This window comes from Streptomyces sp. CC228A, assembly GCF_021390935.1.
In the GTDB taxonomy this organism is placed as follows: Bacteria; Actinomycetota; Actinomycetes; order Streptomycetales; family Streptomycetaceae; genus Streptomyces.
In genome coordinates this window covers 529,496-548,225 of sequence record NZ_JAJPUI010000004.1, presented here as the reverse complement: position 1 = coordinate 548,225, position 18,730 = coordinate 529,496, and the positions used below count along the sequence as shown (strand labels likewise).

19 protein-coding genes, 1 tRNA gene and 1 pseudogene are annotated in these 18,730 nt (G+C 70.0%); 12 read left to right on the top strand and 9 right to left on the bottom strand.

What is annotated here, in order from left to right; all coding sequences use genetic code 11:
• Positions 1-141: 141 nt before the first annotated feature.
• Entirely contained in the window at positions 142-1,080 is a 939-nt protein-coding gene (locus L6E17_RS15340; RefSeq protein WP_236241317.1) for a beta-ketoacyl-ACP synthase III, read from the top strand.
• A 137-nt stretch (positions 1,081-1,217) separates the two neighbouring features.
• A tRNA-Leu gene (locus tag L6E17_RS15335) sits at positions 1,218-1,305 on the top strand.
• Between the two features lie 88 nt (positions 1,306-1,393).
• Here the strand turns inward: L6E17_RS15335 and L6E17_RS15330 are convergent.
• Together L6E17_RS15330 and L6E17_RS15325 are read right to left on the bottom strand one after the other, a co-directional pair.
• Positions 1,394-2,596 (bottom strand): site-specific integrase, encoded by a 1,203-nt coding sequence (locus L6E17_RS15330; RefSeq protein WP_236241316.1) that lies wholly within the window; start codon positions 2,594-2,596, stop codon positions 1,394-1,396.
• Between the two features lie 107 nt (positions 2,597-2,703).
• Positions 2,704-3,267: a hypothetical protein gene (locus L6E17_RS15325; RefSeq protein WP_175410120.1), complete on the bottom strand. Its 564-nt coding sequence runs from the start codon at positions 3,265-3,267 to the stop codon at positions 2,704-2,706.
• Between the two features lie 137 nt (positions 3,268-3,404).
• On the opposite strand from L6E17_RS15325, the gene L6E17_RS15320 reads away from it, so the two are divergent.
• The 3 genes from L6E17_RS15320 (at position 3,405) to L6E17_RS15310 (ending at position 6,133) form a co-directional block, all read left to right on the top strand.
• Positions 3,405-3,587 carry a helix-turn-helix domain-containing protein gene (locus L6E17_RS15320; protein ID WP_236241315.1) on the top strand — a complete coding sequence of 61 codons (183 nt, stop codon included), beginning with the start codon at positions 3,405-3,407 and terminating at the stop codon, positions 3,585-3,587.
• Positions 3,588-3,701: 114 nt separating this feature from the next.
• Positions 3,702-4,076, top strand: coding sequence for a hypothetical protein (locus L6E17_RS15315; RefSeq protein WP_236241314.1), 375 nt, complete (start codon positions 3,702-3,704; stop codon positions 4,074-4,076).
• A gap of 1,319 nt (positions 4,077-5,395) precedes the next feature.
• The gene (locus L6E17_RS15310) at positions 5,396-6,133 is read left to right on the top strand and encodes a recombinase family protein (protein WP_236241313.1); all 738 of its coding nucleotides are present in this window, start codon (positions 5,396-5,398) and stop codon (positions 6,131-6,133) included.
• Between the two features lie 83 nt (positions 6,134-6,216).
• Here L6E17_RS15310 and L6E17_RS15305 read toward each other — a convergent pair whose 3' ends face one another.
• The 5 genes from L6E17_RS15305 to L6E17_RS15285 all read right to left on the bottom strand — a co-directional run bounded on the left by L6E17_RS15305 (position 6,217) and on the right by L6E17_RS15285 (position 9,645).
• Entirely contained in the window at positions 6,217-6,759 is a 543-nt protein-coding gene (locus L6E17_RS15305) for a GNAT family N-acetyltransferase (protein ID WP_236241312.1), read from the bottom strand.
• Positions 6,756-7,448: a lasso peptide biosynthesis B2 protein gene (locus tag L6E17_RS15300; protein WP_175410124.1), complete on the bottom strand. Its 693-nt coding sequence runs from the start codon at positions 7,446-7,448 to the stop codon at positions 6,756-6,758. Before L6E17_RS15300 ends, L6E17_RS15305 begins: the two co-directional genes overlap by 4 nt.
• Positions 7,391-9,037 carry an albusnodin/ikarugamycin family macrolactam cyclase gene (locus L6E17_RS15295; protein WP_236241362.1) on the bottom strand — a complete coding sequence of 549 codons (1,647 nt, stop codon included), beginning with the start codon at positions 9,035-9,037 and terminating at the stop codon, positions 7,391-7,393. The genes L6E17_RS15300 and L6E17_RS15295 overlap by 58 nt, the downstream gene beginning before the upstream one ends.
• Before the next feature lie 120 nt (positions 9,038-9,157).
• The gene (locus L6E17_RS15290; protein ID WP_236241311.1) at positions 9,158-9,286 is read right to left on the bottom strand and encodes an albusnodin family lasso peptide; all 129 of its coding nucleotides are present in this window, start codon (positions 9,284-9,286) and stop codon (positions 9,158-9,160) included.
• A gap of 134 nt (positions 9,287-9,420) precedes the next feature.
• The gene (locus tag L6E17_RS15285) at positions 9,421-9,645 is read right to left on the bottom strand and encodes a hypothetical protein (protein WP_236241310.1); all 225 of its coding nucleotides are present in this window, start codon (positions 9,643-9,645) and stop codon (positions 9,421-9,423) included.
• Positions 9,646-9,800: 155 nt separating this feature from the next.
• On the opposite strand from L6E17_RS15285, the gene L6E17_RS15280 reads away from it, so the two are divergent.
• Together L6E17_RS15280 and L6E17_RS15275 are read left to right on the top strand one after the other, a co-directional pair.
• The gene (locus L6E17_RS15280; RefSeq protein ID WP_236241309.1) at positions 9,801-11,054 is read left to right on the top strand and encodes a helix-turn-helix transcriptional regulator; all 1,254 of its coding nucleotides are present in this window, start codon (positions 9,801-9,803) and stop codon (positions 11,052-11,054) included.
• Between the two features lie 14 nt (positions 11,055-11,068).
• Positions 11,069-11,428 carry a hypothetical protein gene (locus L6E17_RS15275; RefSeq protein WP_236241308.1) on the top strand — a complete coding sequence of 120 codons (360 nt, stop codon included), beginning with the start codon at positions 11,069-11,071 and terminating at the stop codon, positions 11,426-11,428.
• A gap of 872 nt (positions 11,429-12,300) precedes the next feature.
• Here L6E17_RS15275 and L6E17_RS15270 read toward each other — a convergent pair.
• The gene (locus tag L6E17_RS15270) at positions 12,301-12,663 is read right to left on the bottom strand and encodes a hypothetical protein (protein ID WP_236241307.1); all 363 of its coding nucleotides are present in this window, start codon (positions 12,661-12,663) and stop codon (positions 12,301-12,303) included.
• Positions 12,664-12,830: 167 nt separating this feature from the next.
• Here L6E17_RS15270 and L6E17_RS15265 point away from each other — a divergent pair, with 167 nt between their 5' ends.
• Positions 12,831-13,037, top strand: a complete 207-nt coding sequence (locus L6E17_RS15265) for an alpha/beta fold hydrolase (protein WP_236241306.1) — start codon at positions 12,831-12,833, stop codon at positions 13,035-13,037.
• Positions 13,038-13,130: 93 nt separating this feature from the next.
• Here L6E17_RS15265 and L6E17_RS15260 read toward each other — a convergent pair whose 3' ends face one another.
• Positions 13,131-14,342: an MFS transporter gene (locus L6E17_RS15260; protein WP_236241305.1), complete on the bottom strand. Its 1,212-nt coding sequence runs from the start codon at positions 14,340-14,342 to the stop codon at positions 13,131-13,133.
• Positions 14,343-14,440: 98 nt separating this feature from the next.
• Between L6E17_RS15260 and L6E17_RS15255 the strand changes: the two genes are divergently transcribed.
• From L6E17_RS15255 to L6E17_RS15240, 4 genes and pseudogenes are all read left to right on the top strand, one after another.
• Positions 14,441-15,358, top strand: coding sequence for a LysR family transcriptional regulator (locus tag L6E17_RS15255; protein WP_236241304.1), 918 nt, complete (start codon positions 14,441-14,443; stop codon positions 15,356-15,358).
• Between the two features lie 522 nt (positions 15,359-15,880).
• Positions 15,881-16,333, top strand: a pseudogene (locus tag L6E17_RS15250) (sensor histidine kinase); the annotation flags it as partial.
• Between the two features lie 189 nt (positions 16,334-16,522).
• Positions 16,523-17,422, top strand: a complete 900-nt coding sequence (locus L6E17_RS15245) for a hypothetical protein (RefSeq protein WP_236241303.1) — start codon at positions 16,523-16,525, stop codon at positions 17,420-17,422.
• 23 nt (positions 17,423-17,445) lie between these two features.
• Entirely contained in the window at positions 17,446-18,486 is a 1,041-nt protein-coding gene (locus L6E17_RS15240; RefSeq protein ID WP_236241302.1) for a Ku protein, read from the top strand.
• Positions 18,487-18,730 lie beyond the last annotated feature (244 nt).

Genomic DNA, 18,730 nt, shown 5'->3' with positions numbered 1-18,730 from the left:
GCCGCCCCCCGCCCGGCGATGTTGCGGTCCCTCCAAGTGGCGGGCGGGAATCCTGTGGGATCACGCCACGGGTTACCCACCAGTCGCTGACCAGACTGAGGCACTCACGAACCGCGAAGAACAGAGGGGGTTCCACCCGTGATGACGGGCACGCGAATCGCCGCGCTCGGGCACCACCAGCCCGCGAAGGTGCTGACCAACGACGACCTGGCCGCCCTGGTCGACACCAGCGACGAGTGGATCCGCAGCCGGGTCGGCATCCGCACCCGGCACGTCGCGGGGCCCGACGAGACGGTGGACGAGATGGCCGCCCACGCCGCGGCCAAGGCCCTGGCGGCCGCGGGCCTGACCCCCGGCGACATCGACTACGTCCTGGTCGCCACCTCCACCGCCATCGACCGCTCACCGAACACGGCCGCCCGGGTGGCCGCCCGCCTCGGCATGGAGGCCCCCGCCACCCTGGACCTCAACGTGGTCTGCGCCGGCTTCACCCACGCCCTGGCCACCGCCGACCACGCGGTACGGGCGGGGTCGGCACGCCGCGCCCTGGTCATCGGCGCCGACAAGATGACCGAGATCACCGACTGGACCGACCGCACGACGTGCGTCCTGGTCGGCGACGGCGCGGGCGCCGCGGTCGTCGAGGCGGCGGACACCCCGGGCATCGGCCCCGTGGTCTGGGGGTCCCTGCCCCGGATGGGCCACGCCGTCCGCATCGAGGGCACCCCGCCCCGCTTCGCCCAGGAAGGCCAGTCCGTCTACCGCTGGGCCACCACCCAGCTCCCGCCCATCGCCCGCCGCGTCTGCGAACGCGCCGGCCTCACCCCGGAGGACCTGGCCGCGGTCGTCCTCCACCAGGCGAACCTGCGCATCATCGAACCGGTCGCCCAGAAGATCGGCGCCGTCAACGCGGTCATCGCACGGGACGTCACGGAGTCCGGCAACACGTCCGCCGCCTCCATCCCGATGGCCCTGTCCAAGCTGGTCGCCCGCGGCGACATCCCCTCCGGCGCCCCCGCCCTCCTCTTCGGCTTCGGCGGCAACCTCTCCTACGCCGGCCAGGTCGTCCACGTCCCCTGACGCTTGCGTAAGCAGCCCGTCACCATCCGCACGCAAGGGCTCTGACCACGGGATATGCAGGTGAAGAGCACGTCGAACGCCTGGTAGAGTTATCCATGTCGCCGCGGGGGACACCCCGCAAAGCGGCAAGACACCTGGTCCGGGTGGCGGAATGGCAGACGCGCTAGCTTGAGGTGCTAGTGCCCTTTATCGGGCGTGGGGGTTCAAGTCCCCCCTCGGACACCAGCAGAGACCCCAGTTGACCTGGGGTTTTTCTGTTTCTCCGGCTGTGGCGTGACCAACCACGTGACCAACAGCCGAGCGAACTTCCTGGTCAGACCAGGGATGACAGGCCGAGACGGGCAGCGCTGGAAGCAGCCAGCTTCTTCGCCCCTTCGGCGCGACGCCTGCCGTACCGCGCCATGGTGTAGCCCGGCGAGTGGTGCCGAGCGTTGGCCGAGACCTCTACCGGGTTCTCGTGATTGTCGAGATCGTTCGTGATCTTCGACGCCCGCCAGTCGTGCAGCCGGAAGTTGTCCGGCAGGTGCAGGCGGTTGCGTGCCGTCCGCCAGCGGGCCGACACCTTCTCGGGGTCCTGTGGTCCGCCTGCCTCGCCCCGGTACAGCTTGAAGCCGTCTCGGGCGAACACGAGGTCATGGTCCACCCAGAGATCCCCGAGGCGTTCCCGCTCCGCGTCCTGGCGTTCCTTCTGCCGCTTGAGGACGTTCATCAGGGCTTGGTCTACGTAGATGATCGCGTTGTCGTCTCCGTCCTTGGTGAGCTTGCGCAGCCGGTAGGTGTTGCCTTCCTCGACCACGACCCAGGCCAGTTCGATGGCGCACTCATCCCAGTGGATGAGCGACCACTTCCACCCCAGCACTTCGCTGCGGCGGCATGAGGTGGCCGCGTAGGCGGTCCACAGCGGGGCGTCCCGAAGACAGTGGTGGGTCAGTCCCCCGTCGCACGCCCGGTTGCCGCACGGCGTCCATATCTCTTTGAGGAAGTGCGCCGTCTCGTGATCGTTGAGGGTGGGGAAGTCCGGCTGTGCCGCCTTGATCTGCCGTTCCGTGGGCGGGTTCGCCGTGTGGGCCGGGTTGACCGTGAGGAGCTTCCTCGGTCCCGTCACAGAGTCCAGCGCCGCCGAGATGATGTTGTGGATGTGACGGACGCTCTTGGGGCCGAGCGGCTTGTTGCCGTTCGCCTCGATGGGCGTGCTCTCCAAGAGCCGGTACAGCTCGTCCAGCCGCTCGTCCGTCACCTCCACCACCTTGACCTTGCCTATGTGCGGCTTGATGTGCAGCCGGATCTTCGGCTCGTACCCCTCCCTCGTGGTGTCCTCGCCCCGATGCTTGGCAAGCCACCCGTCCATGAGCTCGCCCATGGTCATGCCGGAACGGGGCGTGAGGGTGCCTGCCTCGTGGTCGCTGTGCCACTTGCGCAGCGCCCGTTCCGCCTCCGTCTTGGTCTTGTACTCCCGGCCTATCCAGTAGCGCCCCTTCTTGCCCGTCGCCGGGTCGAAGTGCAGGGGCGTACGCACACCCCAGGTGTTCGGTCGGCCCGTGCGCGGGATCTCCACCGGAGTCCCACCGAGCCCGTTGCCGCGCTTTGCCACCCGGCTAGTTCCCCCTCGCTCTGTCCCAGCCGCTACGGCTGTCGCACGTTGCTGACACTGGTCCTCTTCAAAATCTCGGCCGCCTTGTCCGTGAGCTGTCCGCCCGGCTTGCCTTCGACCTTGGTCAGGAAGCCGCGCTGTCGCGCCGCTCGAAGGTGGCCCTTCAACGTGGCCTGCTTGGTACCGGTGACGTATTCGAGTGACTGAATGGGAGCACGTTCGCCGATCTCAACCACGCGCACGTAGAAGGCGGAGAGGAACGCGAGGTACTCGTCCGACAGCCCCTTGGGCAGGCCGGCCAGCTTCTCGCGGAACTCCTCGACTTGGTGTTGGCCAGCAAGAGCCTGCTTCGCCAGCGGCCCCACCTCTTCCGCGAACGCGGCCGTGTCGATCTGTCGCAGGACCGTGCTGGTGATGCCGCGCGCTACCTCTTGCGGGTCGGCTTCCTCGTGCGGCTCGATCCGGATTTCGCGGGGGTTGCCCGAGGTGGAGTCCAGCGGAAGCCACATGGTGACCTTCCACGCCCCGATGCGCTGGACCTGTTCGACGCCCGCACGGGGCGCAGCGCCGCCCACGTGATCGTTGGTGTTCGTCATGGCCGACAACGTACGGAACTCAACCGCAACAGGCAAGTCAGGATGTGACACATCCGGGTTTGACTGAACCGGACTGATAACTCAGGATGGGCAGCCCGAGGGGGAACCGCCCCCTCCGCTAACCGAGGAGCCGTCCTTTGCAGAACACCCGCCTGATGAGCGTCACCGACCTGGCCGAGTACCTGGGCGTGACGCCCGCGTGGGTCTACAACAACCACCGAGCACTCAACATCCCCGCCTGCAAGATCGGCGGACACCTCCGCTTCCGGCCATCTGATGTAGAGCGCTGGCTTGAGCAGGAGTGCCGGGCCGCTGCCTGATCTGAGTCCCAACCCGAAGCCAGTCCGATGGCTGGCAGTGCCTACCAGAAGGGAGCACATGCGAACCACCGACTACCGGCGCACACCGCGCCCCATGGGAAGGACCACAGATCAGTGCGCATCGACTTCGGACCCGGCATCGAGTGGGGCGGCCTCTCTCAGGCGCAGTGCGAACTCATGGCCAGGGACGACCGGCACCCGCTGGCATACCGCGTGTACTTTTCCGCCCTGTGGAAGGCGAACCAGATAGGTCACGCCGAGTTCCGCATGGGTGAACTCGCCACGATCCTCGCCGGTGAGGGCGGAGTCATCCCGTCCAGGCAGAGCGTCACGAACGCGGTCGGGCGAGCCAAGGCACTGGACCTCATCGGGCACGACTCAACCGTCCGATGCCTCACCCTGCCCCACCGCCACTTCCAGAAGGGCGGCCGGGGTGGCCGCAAGTGCAGCGTGCACGGTGACGCCACGCCCTGGGCGCGGGCTTCCTGAACGCCCGCCCTCCAGACCGACACACGCCAGGTGTACAAACACGCGGAACGTACACGCCAGGCGTGGCGGAGGGAAACGCCGCCCGTGTCGTGGTACGCCATCTGACCTGCGAAAACGTTCGCTGCTCTTTATCTATCTCAGCAGGTTCTTAGCCTCATCGGCCTTGATGCCCGGCCCCTGCCGGGGCCGACAGGGCGAAGCGACTTACGCACGTACGTCAACAGCGAGACGTACAGGTGCAAGGTGAAGGGTCTACGTCATGAGCGGCCCCGAAGGGGGCCGACATCGTGAAGCCACTTACGTGCAGCGGCGAAGCGAAGGAGGGGCGCGGCAGCGCCCCCATGGGCGAAGACCCAGCGGCGAGAGCGTGAGCAGGGAGGGCGGCCGTTCGGCCGCACAGTCGGAAGCCGCTTCGACACAGCGGCCCCGAAGGGGCCGACAACAGGAAGACCAGGAAGCCAGCCAGGTGGGGCGCTGCCGCGCCCCCATAGCGCGAAGCCCCTTCGACTTGCAGCAAGGGGAGTGGGCCGCTTGCGCGGCCACAGGGCGAAGCCACTTACGGCAACCCTCGAAAGCCCTCGTTCTCATGCGGGCCCCGAGTGCCGGCCAGGCCAAGGGCAGTGCTCCCACCTGCTACTTCTTCGCCGCTGCCCTACCTCGCCACCGCCCTGACGAGGTCTGGAACCGTGGCAGGATCTGAGCTGCCAAGACATGGCGGTCGGGCAAGGCCCCTTCAGGGGGTCATACCCCCACCCCTTCGCCGTCGCCTCGCTGCGTCTCGGCTGTCCGCCTCGCCGTCGCCCCTGCAAAGGACTCCGTCTTCCCTCCGCCGTTGACAGGCTTGCCCGTGCCACTGACAGGCGACCGGCTGTGCGTCTCTGTGAGCAGCCGACAGGCCGCACGACTGGCGAGGAGTCGAGAGCGAAGCGGCAGGCAGGGAGGCAGGCGCACAGCCTCACGGCGGGCAGGCAGTCAGGACAGAGGGCAAGTCCAAGGCAGGGCGCACCAGCGCCTCACTGCCGAAGGTGCCGAGCACGAGCACCAGGACCACGGGCAACGCGGAGAGTGATCACGACCGGGCGTCTCAAAAACCGTCGATAGTGAGACGCTCGGCGCGGCATCGGGCCGTGTCCGTTTCGCCCTCACTCTCGCGTCTCGAAACCCGTCTCAAAAGATCCGCCTCACCACTGGCTTTCGAGACATGTTTATGAGACGTTCTGATCATGACCACGAACAACCCGGCCGATCAGGTCGAGCGTCACCCCTGCCCGAAGTGCGAAGCCCCTGCCGGTAGCCCCTGCCGTACGGGAGCGGGCAAGGTGGCAGCCAGCTACCACACGGGGCGCTTCGCCCTCGTGCCGTCCCTGAAGGCGGAACTCACCGTGAAGACCCCGGCCGACCGTAACCCCGGTAAGCGGTGGGTACAGGGTGATCCGGTACCCGTGGTGTCCGAAGCCGTACCGGGCGCAGCGATCCGACTGGGCTATGCCAGGTGCAGCACGGTCGGGCAGGAACTCCAGAGCCAGTTGGACATGCTTGCCCGTGCCGACTGCACGCGGGTGTTCTCGGAGAAGATCAGTACGCGTGTGAAGGAGCGGCCGGAGTTGGAGAAGGCGTTGGCTCTGGCACGGGAGATCAAGACAGCCGCACCGAACCAGCCCGTCATCCTGACGGTGGTGGAGATGAAGCGTCTTGCCCGCAACGCGGCGGAACTCATGACGTTGTCCTCCACCCTGCAAGCGGACGGCATCCAACTGGAACTCCTCTCCGGTCCCTTGCAGGGCGTGTACGACCCGAACGGGGCGGGAGCCATCGTGTTCGCCGTCCTGGCCGTGGCCGCCGAGGTGGAGCGGGAAGGCATCCGGGAGAAGACGTTGGAGGGGCTGGACACTGCGGCCCGTAAGGGCAACCACGGTGGACGCCCCTCCGTCGTGGATGACGACAAGCTAGCCATAGCCCGTGCCCGGCACGCCAAGGGCGAGAGCGTCACGGCCATCGCCAAGGCCCTGGGGATCTCCCGGGCCACCTTGTACCGGCACATCGGTGAGAACGCCTGAGACAGGCGCACAGGGGTACGGAAGCCGGACGCCAGGCCCCGGCGGAGGGAAGCCCGCCGGGGCTCCGGGATCAGTTCGTCACGTCAGGGGGCAGCGGGGAATTCTTCCGCTACCGCGTCCATCAGGAGTTCATCGCAGGGGCGACCGCGCCAGTAGCCGGACTGGCGCAGGCGCCCGGCGGGTTTGAACCCGGCCTTCTCATAGGCGGTGAGCCCTGCTGCGTTGGGCTCCAGTACCTTCAGCCAGACCATCCGCAGCGCGGCGTACTCGAATGCCCACCGCAGCGTCAGGGCCGTCGCCTCCGTGGCCAGCCCTTTGCCTCGCGCTTCCGGCGCGAGCAGGATGACGTACTCGGCGGTCCGTACGGCTGAGTCGATCTGGAGCGTTGTGAGACCGACCGGAGTGCGCTCCTCAGTCGTGATCACCTCGAACTGGGGGAAATCCCGGTTCCGTCCGGCCGCTTCCCATCCGCCGGCACGGACCTCCCAGGACTGGGGGACCTGTGTCCCGAAGCCCAGGATCGTGCCGGGGTCGTTCTCCCAGCGGTGGTAGTCGGGCAGGTGGTCGCGGTCCGGCATGGCCAGGCTGACGCGCTGGCCCGGGAGCAGGATGTACGGGTCGGTCATCGATACCTCTTCGACGTTGGCTCTGGCCCGTTGATGGGCGAGTAGTCCCCAGTCTGAGCCGGTTCCTCGATGGGCTGACCGTGAACGTCACAGATCCACGCGTGCATCCGAATCGGATCGGTGGCGACGCCGTGCCGCCAGGCTCCTCCACGACCGCCAGCCGCCAGCAGGAGCGCGGCTGTCGTGGACTCCTCCAGACATGCGACACGGGCGGGGAACAGGCGCGCGGCCCAGCGGACTGACCGGACTGCCAGGCTGGCGTGCGCCCGGGTCGGGCGAGGGAGGTTGCGGCCTGCTTCTGCCAGCCGTACCAGGCGACCGAAGCTCGTGCGCCCTCGTCCCAGATGGCGCGTTGCGAGGGTGCCCGCGAGAAGCACGCTCGCCGCGATGCGCCACGACCACGGGGGCGGCGCCGGAGCGTCCAGCCGAGCGGATGACTCACTCGTCCCCCATGAGGTTTCCGAGGGACGGACTGTGACAGGGGCCGGTGCTTCGCTGTGTTCCAGGCGGTCGAGCCAGCGCGAGAGGGAATCGCCGGTAAGGACCACGGTTGTTCCGGTCTGGTAGTTGACGACTACGCCCGCCGCTCCAGTCAGTGCGGTACGGGTGTGACGGCTCGGAGCGGGGACGTTCACGGCCTGTCCTCCCAGCGGACTCGTTCGGTCGCGGTGTCGCTGACACGTAGCCATAGCTCGGTGCCGAGCAGCGGTTCGATTAGTCCCCAGGGGACGTCCACCCCGAGCACCGCGCGCCGGAGAAGGGAGCGGAGGACTGCCGGACGTACCAGGCCGAGGTCCGCCAGGTGCCCGTCAGCCAACTCCAGGACGTTCGCCTGGTTAGCGCGTAGGCCGTGGTGGTGGTCCACCGCGAACAGCCCTTTGGAGCCGCGCCGCACAACCTCCCCGGGCAGGAGGCCCACGACCGCATCGGCAAGCAGCGGCTTGTACCGGCGGGCCGACCATCGGTCCGAGGCAGGGACCGACATCACCGCTTCCAGAACCCGGGCGTCCGTGTACGGGTTGTGCATCTCGATGCCGTACGCCCCGGCAAGCTGGTTCTCCGTCGCGGCGGTACGGCCGACGTACCGTGCTTCGGCGAGAAGGTGGCGGTCGGCGTAGCCCAAGCCGTCAACGTCCGTCTCCGGCGAGATGACCGACGCGGCCAGGGTGGTCGCCTGGTGGGTGAGCCAGGGCTTCGGGAGCGCCACGCCTGCCAGCCGATCGGGCGCGCTCCAGGCCGCTGTCACGGCAGGCCAGGGGCTCGAACGGTAGAGGCGGCCCCACGCCTGAGCATCACGCGCTAGGCGGACAAGGCGGCCGGAGCGGACTAGGTCTGCCAGGTGGACCGGCGGCGGCATGAACAGGGTGTCGCCGCCATCCCCGGTCAGATGCACGGAAGCACCCTCTTCCGCCAGTAGAGCGAACTCGTGGCAGAGCTGCGCGACGGTCACGGCGGAGGGTGCCGGCTCGTCGGTCAGGACCAAGGCGTCCAGGTCGGTGAACGGAAGGTGTTCGCGGCCCAGGGCCATGAACCGGTGCCGGATGGAGGGAAAAGCGCGGGCGACAGTGCGCGCGTGGTCCACGTCTCCACCCGACTCCCGGTCCTTGGGGTGGAAGGTGACCCCCAGGACTGGTCCGCACTGCGCCGCATAGGCCGCGAGAGTGCTGGAGTCCAGGCCGCCGGACAGGTCAGAGGAGACTTCCCGCCCGCTCGCCCGGATCAGCACGCCGTCCGACAGGTCGAGTCGTAACCTTTCCACCGCCTCCGACCACGTGGAAGAACATGGCCGCCAGTACGGCACGGAGAACGGCGACCCGTCACGCGGAGCGGTCCACCGGTGGCCCGGCGGTATCTGCGCTACGCCCGTCCACGCCGACCGCCCCGGGACACAAGCGGTCGGGTGTGCGAGGTGGGCTGCCAGCCAAGCCGTGTCCGGCCGACTCCCCAACAGGGAGGCGAGCGCCAAGGAACTGGAGGCCCACACGGGCACGCCATCGACTTCTGCCACGTACAGGGGGCAGGAGCCTGCCGGGTCAGCCCACAGGGTGAACGATCCCGCGCCGTCGTCCAGGGCAAGGGCATAGGAGCCAGACCAGGCCGATGCCGCCGCGTCGAAGTCTCGCAAGTCCGTGGAGCGGGCCAGCCGCTCCAGTTCCGGGTTCGTCGCTCCGCACGGGCCGAACACCGCCAACCTCCGCCCGTCCTTGCTCTCCGCCTGGCGCACCGTAGTGCCCACGGTCCAAGCGTCCGGCTTCTGCCATAGGGCATGAGCACCCACGGGTCTCGGGGCCTTGCCATAAGGGGCGAGTGTCCCGCCGAACCAATGCAATGCCGTCACCTCCTTCTGCGAGTGGGAAAGGGCGCGGCGGCACCCCCGCAGGAATGCCGCCGCCGGGCGTCAGGCCCCGTAGGGCGAGCGCTTGTTCTCCACGCTGGAGTTGGTGTTGCCCTTCGTCAGACGCGTCGCGTCCTCCAGGGTCACGACCTCCTCCTCCGGCTCGGTGTCGAGCTGAGAGCGGCTCTCCATGGTGTTCACCTCCGTCCGAAATCCGTAGGGCGTGGAGGGGTGGCGTCCCCGCCACGGTGGTACAACCTCCCGGTGCGAGTGCTGCGGCCCGGGAGGAGCGTGGGCCGGATCGCTTGGTGATCCGCGCAGGTCCCTCAGCCGGTCGTTTCCTGGTCCGGTACCGACCGATCGACCAGGGGCGACACGAGGTCTTCCAGTTCGCTGTGCTGAGTCACGGTGACACCGAGGAGGAACAGAGCCAGGACGTGGCCCAGCGCCCAGGTGGCGGTCAGTGCCGATCCGATGGGGTCGTGCCGTTCCCCGCGATGCCGACCCTTGGCCTGGCCGGACCCGAGATCCACGTCGTTCTCCGCTGCCATGTCCGCACGCCTCCGCAGGTTCACCACCGTGTCCGTTTGCGACAACCCCAAGAAAAGCGGAGGGAGTCCAAGCGCTCCACGGCATCAATGCGGCAGTCTTGATGCACCTCCGTGCACGGGGGTGCCACACGTTCAGGTCAGGGGAAGGGGCCGTCATGGGACTGGCTGAACGGCGCAAGGCCCTGGGCTACAGTCAGGAGAAGTTGGCCGAGTTACTCGGGGTGGACCGCACCACGGTCGGGCGCTGGGAGAGCGGCAGGATCAAACCTCAGCCACCGCAGCGACGGGGCTTGGCCATCGCCCTCGAAGTCACTCTCACCGAGCTTGACGCCCTCCTGACGCAGCCACGAGCAGTCAGCCAGGAGGCCACAGGGCACCAGTCCAGTGACCACCCAGGCGCGGGAGACCCCGACGAAATGATCCGCCGCGAATTCCTCCGCATCCTCACCGTCAGCGGAGCCCTCACCGCCCTGCCGTTGGATGAGGCGGAAGCCCTCACCGAGGGAGTACGCAGGGGCGCACCCGCCGACTTCACACGGATGAACAGCCACCTGTGGCAGGTCTACCAGCTAGCCCGCTCAAAAGGCTCCGTCTACCCCATCGTCCGCGACCAGCTCTCGACACTGAACGAAGCCCTGGCGGACACCCGAGGCAACTCCCGCCCTCTCCTGAACGCGGCAGCCGATCTCTTCCAGCTCGCCGGAGAAGTCGCCTTCGACGCCAACCGATACACCGACGCGGCATCGTCCTACTCCCTGGCGGCATCCGTCAGCAAGGACGCCCGAGCCTTCGACCTGTGGGCATGTGCCCTCGTGCGGCACGCCTACGTGGACGTGTACGAACACCGATACGAGCAGGCGGCACAGATCCTCGGAGCGGCGGAGAGACTGGCCCAGCGGGGAGACAGCAGCCTCGCCACCCGTCACTGGGTCGCCGCTGTCCAGGCCGAGGCGTACGCCGGCATGGGTGACCTGGCCTCGTGTGAGCGCGCGCTGGATGAGGCCGAGCGGGTGTTGGAACTGGGCACGGACAGCGCCAACGGGGGCTGGCTGCGCTTCGACGGCACGCGGTTGGCCGAGGAACGGGGAGCGCGCTACGTACAGCTCGGCCGCCTCGACCTGGCAGAAGAGACCTTGAAGCAGGCACTGGCCCAGACCGCCCTTGCCTCCGGGCAGTCGTACCGGCGCAGGGGTGCCGTACTGGCCGACCTTGCCGCCGTCGGGGCGAAGCGGCGTGACCCCGAACAAGTCGTCGCGTACGGGCGGGAAGCCATCCGGTTGGCCCAAGCATCATCGTCCGGGTACGTCGCCCGTAGACTCCAAGCCCTGTGCGATGAGTTCGGCCCCCTGAGCAGAGACCGCCGGGTAGCGGAGCTGGGGGCGGAGATCGCCACGCTGAGCACGCCGTGACGAGAGGGGTTGGCATGTCGCAGGTCGATGGCGCACGAGTGTTCCGGGAAGCCTGGATCGAAGGAGTGCACCGCCACTTCCCAGGGGAGCCGAAGCCCGGGTACGTCACCCCCTGGGAGGACACGCCCCAGTGGGAGCGCGAGGCCGCAGGCGCCGTGTATGAGCAGGTCCGCCGGTTCATCGAGATCAGCGGCGGTCACACGGCGAACCTGTCTCGTGAGCAGAAGGGCCGGTTCGTGGCGGTGTGCTGGACAGCGCAGATGTTCAAGCACTTCGAGGACCCCAAGCCGGGGTACGTTGCTGACTGGCCCGACCTCCCGGCGTGGCAGCAGGAGACCGACGCCGATATCTTCGAGGTCATCGAAAAGTCCTGATCAGGGCCAGGGCCGAGGGTTGGTCACGTGACCAACGCATGACCAACAGGGGCCCGAGAGGGCCTGAAACAGCAGGAAAGAACAGGAGAAACGCCCGCCGAAATCAAGCCTGTCGACGGGCGTTTCCCCAGATCAGAGCGGTTGGGAGCTGGTGTCCGAGAGGAGAGTTCAAGTCCCCCCTCGGACACCACCTACGTACGAGCAGAATGCTGGTCGGGAGCGATCCCGGCCGGCATTTCGCGTTATGCAGGTTGGTCGCAGCCCACGCGCCCGGCAGTACCGGTTCTCCAGCCCCCTACCGGCACGGGCTGAGGGCCACTCCGCGGCGTGGCCGACGACCTCCCACCGCGTGGAGGGGCAAGTCGTTCGACGGATCGCCTCCGTTCGCGCGGAGAGCTCCGGATGAGCCACCCGCGGGGTTCCGCCAGGCGTACATCGCTCCATGGCCTTGCGTCGGCCGATGGGCGGGCTGACGGTCGCCTGCCGAACGGCCGTACTGACAGACCGTGTATCGATCAAGCGCGCTGGGCTCGGCGTTGCGGCCGTCGGCTTCACGGACCTGGCCCCGGGAGGCGTGGTGCCCGGTACGTTGAAGGTGCCGCCGTCCGTGTCCCGCAGCGCGTCCTCGCTCCGGCCGCCGCGATCCGGCACCACCACGGGTGCGGCAACCGGCCATACGACCGCCACCCGGCCGACGAAGAGGCGCCAGGCGGCCCGTCCCGGCCGCGGCCTCACTGGGGACCCCCGCCACGGCGGGCCCGTCGGTCCGCACCGGGACCGCCGCCCCGCCCGGAAGCCCGGCCCCCTGACTGCCGACGACCACTGAACCAAGCGAATGACCCGTCCGGTGCACGCCTGGACGGCCTGGGCGCTCAGAGGCGGAACATCGACGGGTCCACCGACACCAGCCGCTTCAGCAGTGGCGGCACCGTCCGGCCGGAGTCCTCGTGGCGCTCCACCGCGCGCAGCGCGGGCAGGGCGAGGAGGGAGCCCGGATAGCGGAGGGGCTCGCGCGGGATCCACGCCGAGAGGTGGCGCGTGAAGGCCGACCGGGACCACTCGTCGTTGGTGCCCAGGACCATGGAGGCGAGAACCTTCGCCATCAGGCGCGAGGGGCCGACACCGTCGCCGGAGTAGCCGGTGGCGTAGCTGGCACCGGGCACGGACTTCAACCGGCCCGCGAAGGGCAGCGAGGACACCGAGTACTCGACCGGGGCCGTCCAGGCGGCGTCCACCGGGGCCGAGGCGAGGCCCGGCAGGATGCGGGTCAGCTGCTGTCGCAGCTCGCCAGGAGATCGAGGAGCAGCTCACCCTCTTCGCCGGCGCACTGCCGCCCGGGACCGACGCCCAACTCGCCCTGTTCGACCACATCGACGTACGTGCGGACCTGGCCCGGATCTCGGTGCCGACCCTTGTGGTCTCCCCGCTGCGGGACCTGCTCGTCACTCCCCTTCACTCCCGGGAACTGGCGGACGGCATACCCGGTGCCCGGCTGGCGGCCCTGGACTGCGGCCACGCCATCGCCGCCGAAGAGCCGGCTGCCTGGGCGGCGTTGATCCGGGACTTCCTGACATCGGGGGAGGAGGCCCCGGGCCGCGTACGGGGGTGACGCGGCCCGGGGAGTCGAAGCCGGGCCGACCGAGCGGCCCGGCCCGGCGGTCCGGTCCCGGCTCGAAGGCGCGAGGGCGGCCGGCCCGGCGGTTCAGCCGAGCCGGCCGCTCTCCGGGGCCCGGCCGAGGGCGGCCACCGCCAGGGCGGCCAGCGCCAGGCCGCCGCCCAGCCACATCACCGCCTCGATCCCGGCGCCGTCCGCGGTGAGACCGCCGACCAGGGCGCCCAGCGCGATCGCTCCGTTGAAGACACCCACGAAGAGGGAGGACGCCGCCTCGCGGGCCGACGGCGCGGCGGCCAGCAGCCAGGTCTGGGTGCTCACCGACACACCGCCGTACGAGACGCCCCACACCGCGAGGAGCACACCGGCCGTCAGCACCGACCCGCCGAGCAGCGGCAGCAGCCCCACCGTGGCGGACAGGACCAGGGCGATCACCAGGAGCGTGCCGCGCGGGGAGCGACCCGCCCCGGCGCCGGCCGCGAAGTTCCCGAGGACGCCGGCGACGCCGTAGAGGAGGAACAGGGTGCCGATCATCGTGGGGCTGACCCCGGAGATGTCCTCCAGCGCGGGCCGCACGTAGGTGTAGGCGGCGAAGTGCCCGGTGACCAGGAGCGCCACCACGGCGAGCCCGGTCGCCACCCGCGGGTTGCCGAGCAGCTTCAGCACGCCCCCGAGCCGGATGTCCTGCTCGGCGGGGAGCGGTGGCAGCAGGGCCGCGAGCGCGATCATGACCAACGCGGCGAGGACGGCGATGACGACGAAGGCCGTCCTCCAGTCGGCCAGTTCACCGATGTACGTACCGGCCGGGACACCCAGGACCGAGGCCACCGCGATGCCGCTGAAGATGAGTGACGTGGCCGGGCCGACGGCGGAGCCGGACACGAGCCGTACGGCGAGACCGGCGGCGACCGCCCAGACCACGCCCATGCCGATGCCGACGAGGACGCGGGCGACCACCATCACCCCGAAGCCGGGGGCCCACGCCGCGAGCAGGTTGCCCAGCGCGAGCAGCGCCATCATGGAGCACAGCAGCGTCCGGCGGGGCAGCCGGCCGAGCAGCGGCGTCAGCAGCGGCGAGGAGACCGCGCCGACCAGACCCGTGATGGTGAGGGTGAGCCCGGCGGTCCCCTCGCTCACATGGAGCGCGTCGCCGATGGGGGTGAGCAGCCCCACCGGCAGCATCTCGGAGGTGACCACCGTGAACGTCGCCCCGGCGACGGCGACGACCGCGGGCCAGCCCCCTCGTTGTGCGGACTGCCCCTCTCCGGGCGCCCTGCCTGCGATTTCCTCTGTCTGTGCCATGCAACCAGCCAACCCGCAGGGGCGTTCGGGAACAACGGCCGATCGCTCATCCTTCCATGAGGTGGATTAATCGATCGGATGAAGGAGGCCGGGATTCCGTGGGCGGTATCGAGATCCGCGAGTTGGAGGCGTTCCTCGTCCTCGCCGAGGAACTGCACTTCGGCCGGGCGGGCGAGCGACTGTACGTCTCCCAGAGCAGGGTGAGCCAGCTGCTGCGCGCCCTGGAGGGACGGATCGGCGCCCCGCTGGTCGAGCGCACGAGCCGCCGGGTGCGGCTGACCCCGCTCGGGGAGTCCTTCGTCGGCAGCCTGCGGCCCGCGTACGACGGCCTGCGCGCCACCCTGGACGAGGCGCGGGCCGCCGCCCGTGCGGAGGCGGGCGGGGTGCTGCGGATCGGCTTCCAGGGCACCGTCGACGACTACCTCGCCCAGGCGATGGCCCTGTTCGAGGAGGAGTGCCCCGGGTGCGTCCTGCAACTGACGGAGATCCCGCTGTCGGACCCCTTCGGGCCGGTGCGCCGCCAGGAGGTGGACTGCGCGGTGGTGCTCCTGCCCGTACGGGAGGACGACCTGGTGCTCGGGCCGGTCTTCTCCCGGCAGCCGCAGACCCTTGCCGTCTCCGTCCGCCACCCGTTCGCGGCCCGGGAGTCGGTGGCGGCGGAGGAACTGGCCGACTGCCGGCTCATCGGCATGGGAGCGGGCGGGGAGCCAGGCCCCGCGCCCGCGTACTGGCGCCTGGCGCAGACCCCGGACCGCACCCCGCAGCTGCGGCCGATCCCGGCGGGTCCCCTGGTCAACACCCTCCAGGAGGGGCTGAGTCTGACGGCGGCGGACCGGGGCGCGATGCTGCTGTGCCGGTCCACGGCCGACTACCACGGGCGGCGCAGCTCTCTCACCTTCATCCCGGTCGACGGACTGCCCCCCTCCGAGATGGGGTTGATCTGGCACCGCTCCCATGTCCCCCCGGCCGCCCTCGCCTTCGCGCGGGCGGTCAAGGGCGTCACGCCGGTCCCGTGACCGTGCCCTCCCGATGGGCGCCTCACCCGAAGCGCGGGCCCGGCCCGGACGCTCTCCGCGGCGCGGACCCCCTGGAGCGGACCACGACGGAACCGCGCTGGGGCCTTGCCGTCGACCAGGTCGGCGGAACGCGCTCCTGAAGCCCGCCGGCACGTGTTCCTGAAGCCCGCCGACACGGGCTCCGGTACGTCAGCCACCTGCGAGTCCAGCCCCGCGGCTGCCTCGCGCGGGCTTCGAGCCGGCGCTCACCGGAAGGCCGGGTGGAGACGAAGGCCGTGCTCCTCGCGCCTTGACCGGTCATGGGGAGCTACGGGGACGGCGGCTTCCACGGCCTGACCGGGCGCTGACGGGCACCCGTGCGAGCTTCGGCGGGCTCCTTCCGCGGGCTGCTGCCGGGGCGCTCGCCGGCCTGGGTCGCCGGGTGTCCGACGCCGCCCTCATCACAGGCCGCGCCTTCGCGGCCAGGCGATCCCCCGGCCTCCGGACGTGCTGCCCTCGCCGTTCGGCGCTCCGGATGTGCCGCCCTCGCCCTTCGGCGGCGTGCCCGAGGGCAGCGTCGAACCGGACATCCCCGAAAGCCTGCCCATGATCGAAGTCGACCGGGGCCTGCTGGAACGCGCCGTCGCCAACATCGTGGAGAACGCCGTCAAGTACAGCCCGCCCGACATCCCCGTCATCGTCGCGGCCAGCACCCTCGGCGACCGCGTGGAACTACGGGTCGTCGACCGCGGCCGCGGCATCCCCGACGAGGCCAAGGAACACGTCTTCGCCCCCTTCCAGCGCTACGGCGACGCCCCGCGCGGCGCCGGCGTCGGCCTCGGCCTCGCCGTCGCCCGCGGCTTCGCCGAAGCCATGGGCGGCACCCTCACCGCCGAAGACACCCCCGGCGGCGGCCTCACCATGGTCCTCGCCCTCCCCAAAGCCCCCGGCCACCCACCCACACCCCCACAACTCCCCGCCACAGCAACCACCTGACACCACCCCCACCGACGCCCCAGGCGGCTCTTCCGGTGAGGCGCCCGCGAGGCGGGCCTGCCGTGCGCGAGCGTCGGTTCCGGTGGTGCCGTGCGCGAGCGTCGTTCCCGTGGGCTGACACCGCCGCCACCTCACGTACCCCTGTGAATCATGAGAAAATCGACATTCAGGGAGTGCGTGGGAGGCAGGGTGGATCTGGACGCTGTCACCGATGAGCTCTACGGACTGCCGCCGGGTGACTTCACCGCCACCCGCGACCAGCGGGCCAAGGCTGCCAGGTCGGCAGGCGACCGTGAGCTGGCCGAGCGGATCCGCCGTCTGCGCCGCCCCACTCTCGCGGCCTGGGCGAGCAACCTACTCGTGCGCCGGCGGCCCGAGGAGGCCGAGCGCCTGCTGCAGCTGGGTGAGGCGCTGCGGCGGGCCCACCGTGACCTGGACGGCGGGCAGCTGAAGGCACTGTCGGCGCAGCAGAACCAGCTCACCTTCGCCCTGGCCCGGCAGGCCGATCAGCTCACGGCCGAGGCCGGGCACCGTATCGGCGAGGGCGCCCGCCAGGAGGTGCAGGAGACCCTCCACGCCGTTCTGGCCGACCCCGAGGCGGCCGCCGAATGGGCGAAGGGCCGACTGGCGAAGCCGCTCAGCGCCCCGGTCGGTTTCCCCGCCCCCTCCGGCGGACAGCCGGCACCCCGGCCGGCTTCCCTGCGTGCCGCCGCGGGCACGGGTGAGGTGGCCGATCTGGACACCGCGCGCACACGGCGCCGGGAGCAGCAGGAGCGGCTGGCACGGGCTCGGCAGCAGGCCGCGGACGCGGAGCGCGCGCTTCAGGGCCGGCAGGAGGAGCTGGCCCGTGCCGAGGAGAAGCAGAGCCGTGCGGAGCGCGACCGGCAGCAGGCCGAGGAGCGCGTCACCGAGCTGTCCCGGCAGCTCAAGCACGCCGAGAGCGACAAGCGGCGGGCGCGGGAAGCGGCCCGCAAGGCCCGCGACCATACCCGGCGGGCCGACCGGGACCTGCGCGAAGCCCGACGGCGGGCGAAGGACGCCGCCGCGCACGCCCGGGAGCTCGCCGGCGACGGCCGGCGCGAGGCGTGACGCACGGAGGGCATGGAGGAGCGATGGCGAGAGCGATCTGGAGCGGGGTGCTGACCTTCGGCCTGGTCACGTTGCCGGTGCAGCTGTTCACCGCCACCGAGGACCACACCGTGCACTTCCGCCAGCTGCAGCGCGGCACCTCCGACCGCGTCCGCTACAAGCGGGTGAACGAGAGAACCGGCGAAGAGGTGGCCTACGACGACATCGTCAAGGGCTACGACCTGGGGGGCGGCGACCACGTCCTGGTCGACCCCGACGAACTCGACGAGATCGCCCCCGGCAAATCGCAGGTCGTGGAGATCACCGGCTTCGTCGACCTCGAACAGGTCGAGCCGGTGTACTTCGACCGCACCTACTACCTCGCGCCCAAAGGCGAGGAGTACGCCAAGATCTACGACGTGCTGCGCTCGGCGCTGGATCAGGAGAACAAGACCGGCATCGCCAGCTTCGTGATGCGCGGCAAGCAGCACCTCGTGGCGCTGCGCGCGCAGGAGGACGTGCTCGTACTGCACACCCTGCACTGGGCCGACGAGGTCCGCGACCCCCATGAGGAGCTGCCGGTGCTGCCGGAGGGCAGCAAGGCCACCAGCCGGGAACTGGACACGGCACGCCGGCTGATCGACGCCCTGTCCGTGGACTGGAACCCCGAGGACTACCACGACACCTACGAGGAACGGGTCAGGGAACTGGTCGACGCCAAGGCGAAGGGCCGGCACATCGTCAGCGAAGAGGCGCCGCCCGAGCCCACCAACGTCATCAGCCTGATGGATCTCCTCCAGCGCAGCGTCGAGCAGTCCCGCGGAAGCCGCGAGCAGCCGTCCGCGGAGCGCGGAACTCCCAAGCGGCTCCCGGCGGGTGGCAAGGGGGAGGGGAAGCAGCAGAAGAGAAGAGGGAAGAAGGGCGCGGAAGCACCGTCTCCGGCGCGGTCGGGAGGTCCGGTGGAGCGGCTGGAGCAGCTCAGCAAGGACGAACTGTACGAGCAGGCGACCCAGCGCGGTATCGCCGGCCGGTCCAAGATGAACAAGGACCAGCTCATCGAAGCCCTCGGCAAGGCAGCCTCCTGAATCCGCCCGCCCCTGCGGCCTTCGGCTCGGCGGTTGTCCCGGATCCGTCTGTCCCTGCGGCCTTCGGCTCGGCAGCCTCGCGAAGGCGCTTGGCCCTGCGGCCTCCGGCTCGGCAGTTGTCCCGCATCCGTCTGTCCCTGCGGCCTTCTCGGCTGGGCAGTCTGCGCAATGCCCCGCCTTCCCCGTGGTCCTGTTGGTTTTTTCGTCAGCGTCGCGGCGGCGCGCCCGGCCGTCAGGGGCGGCC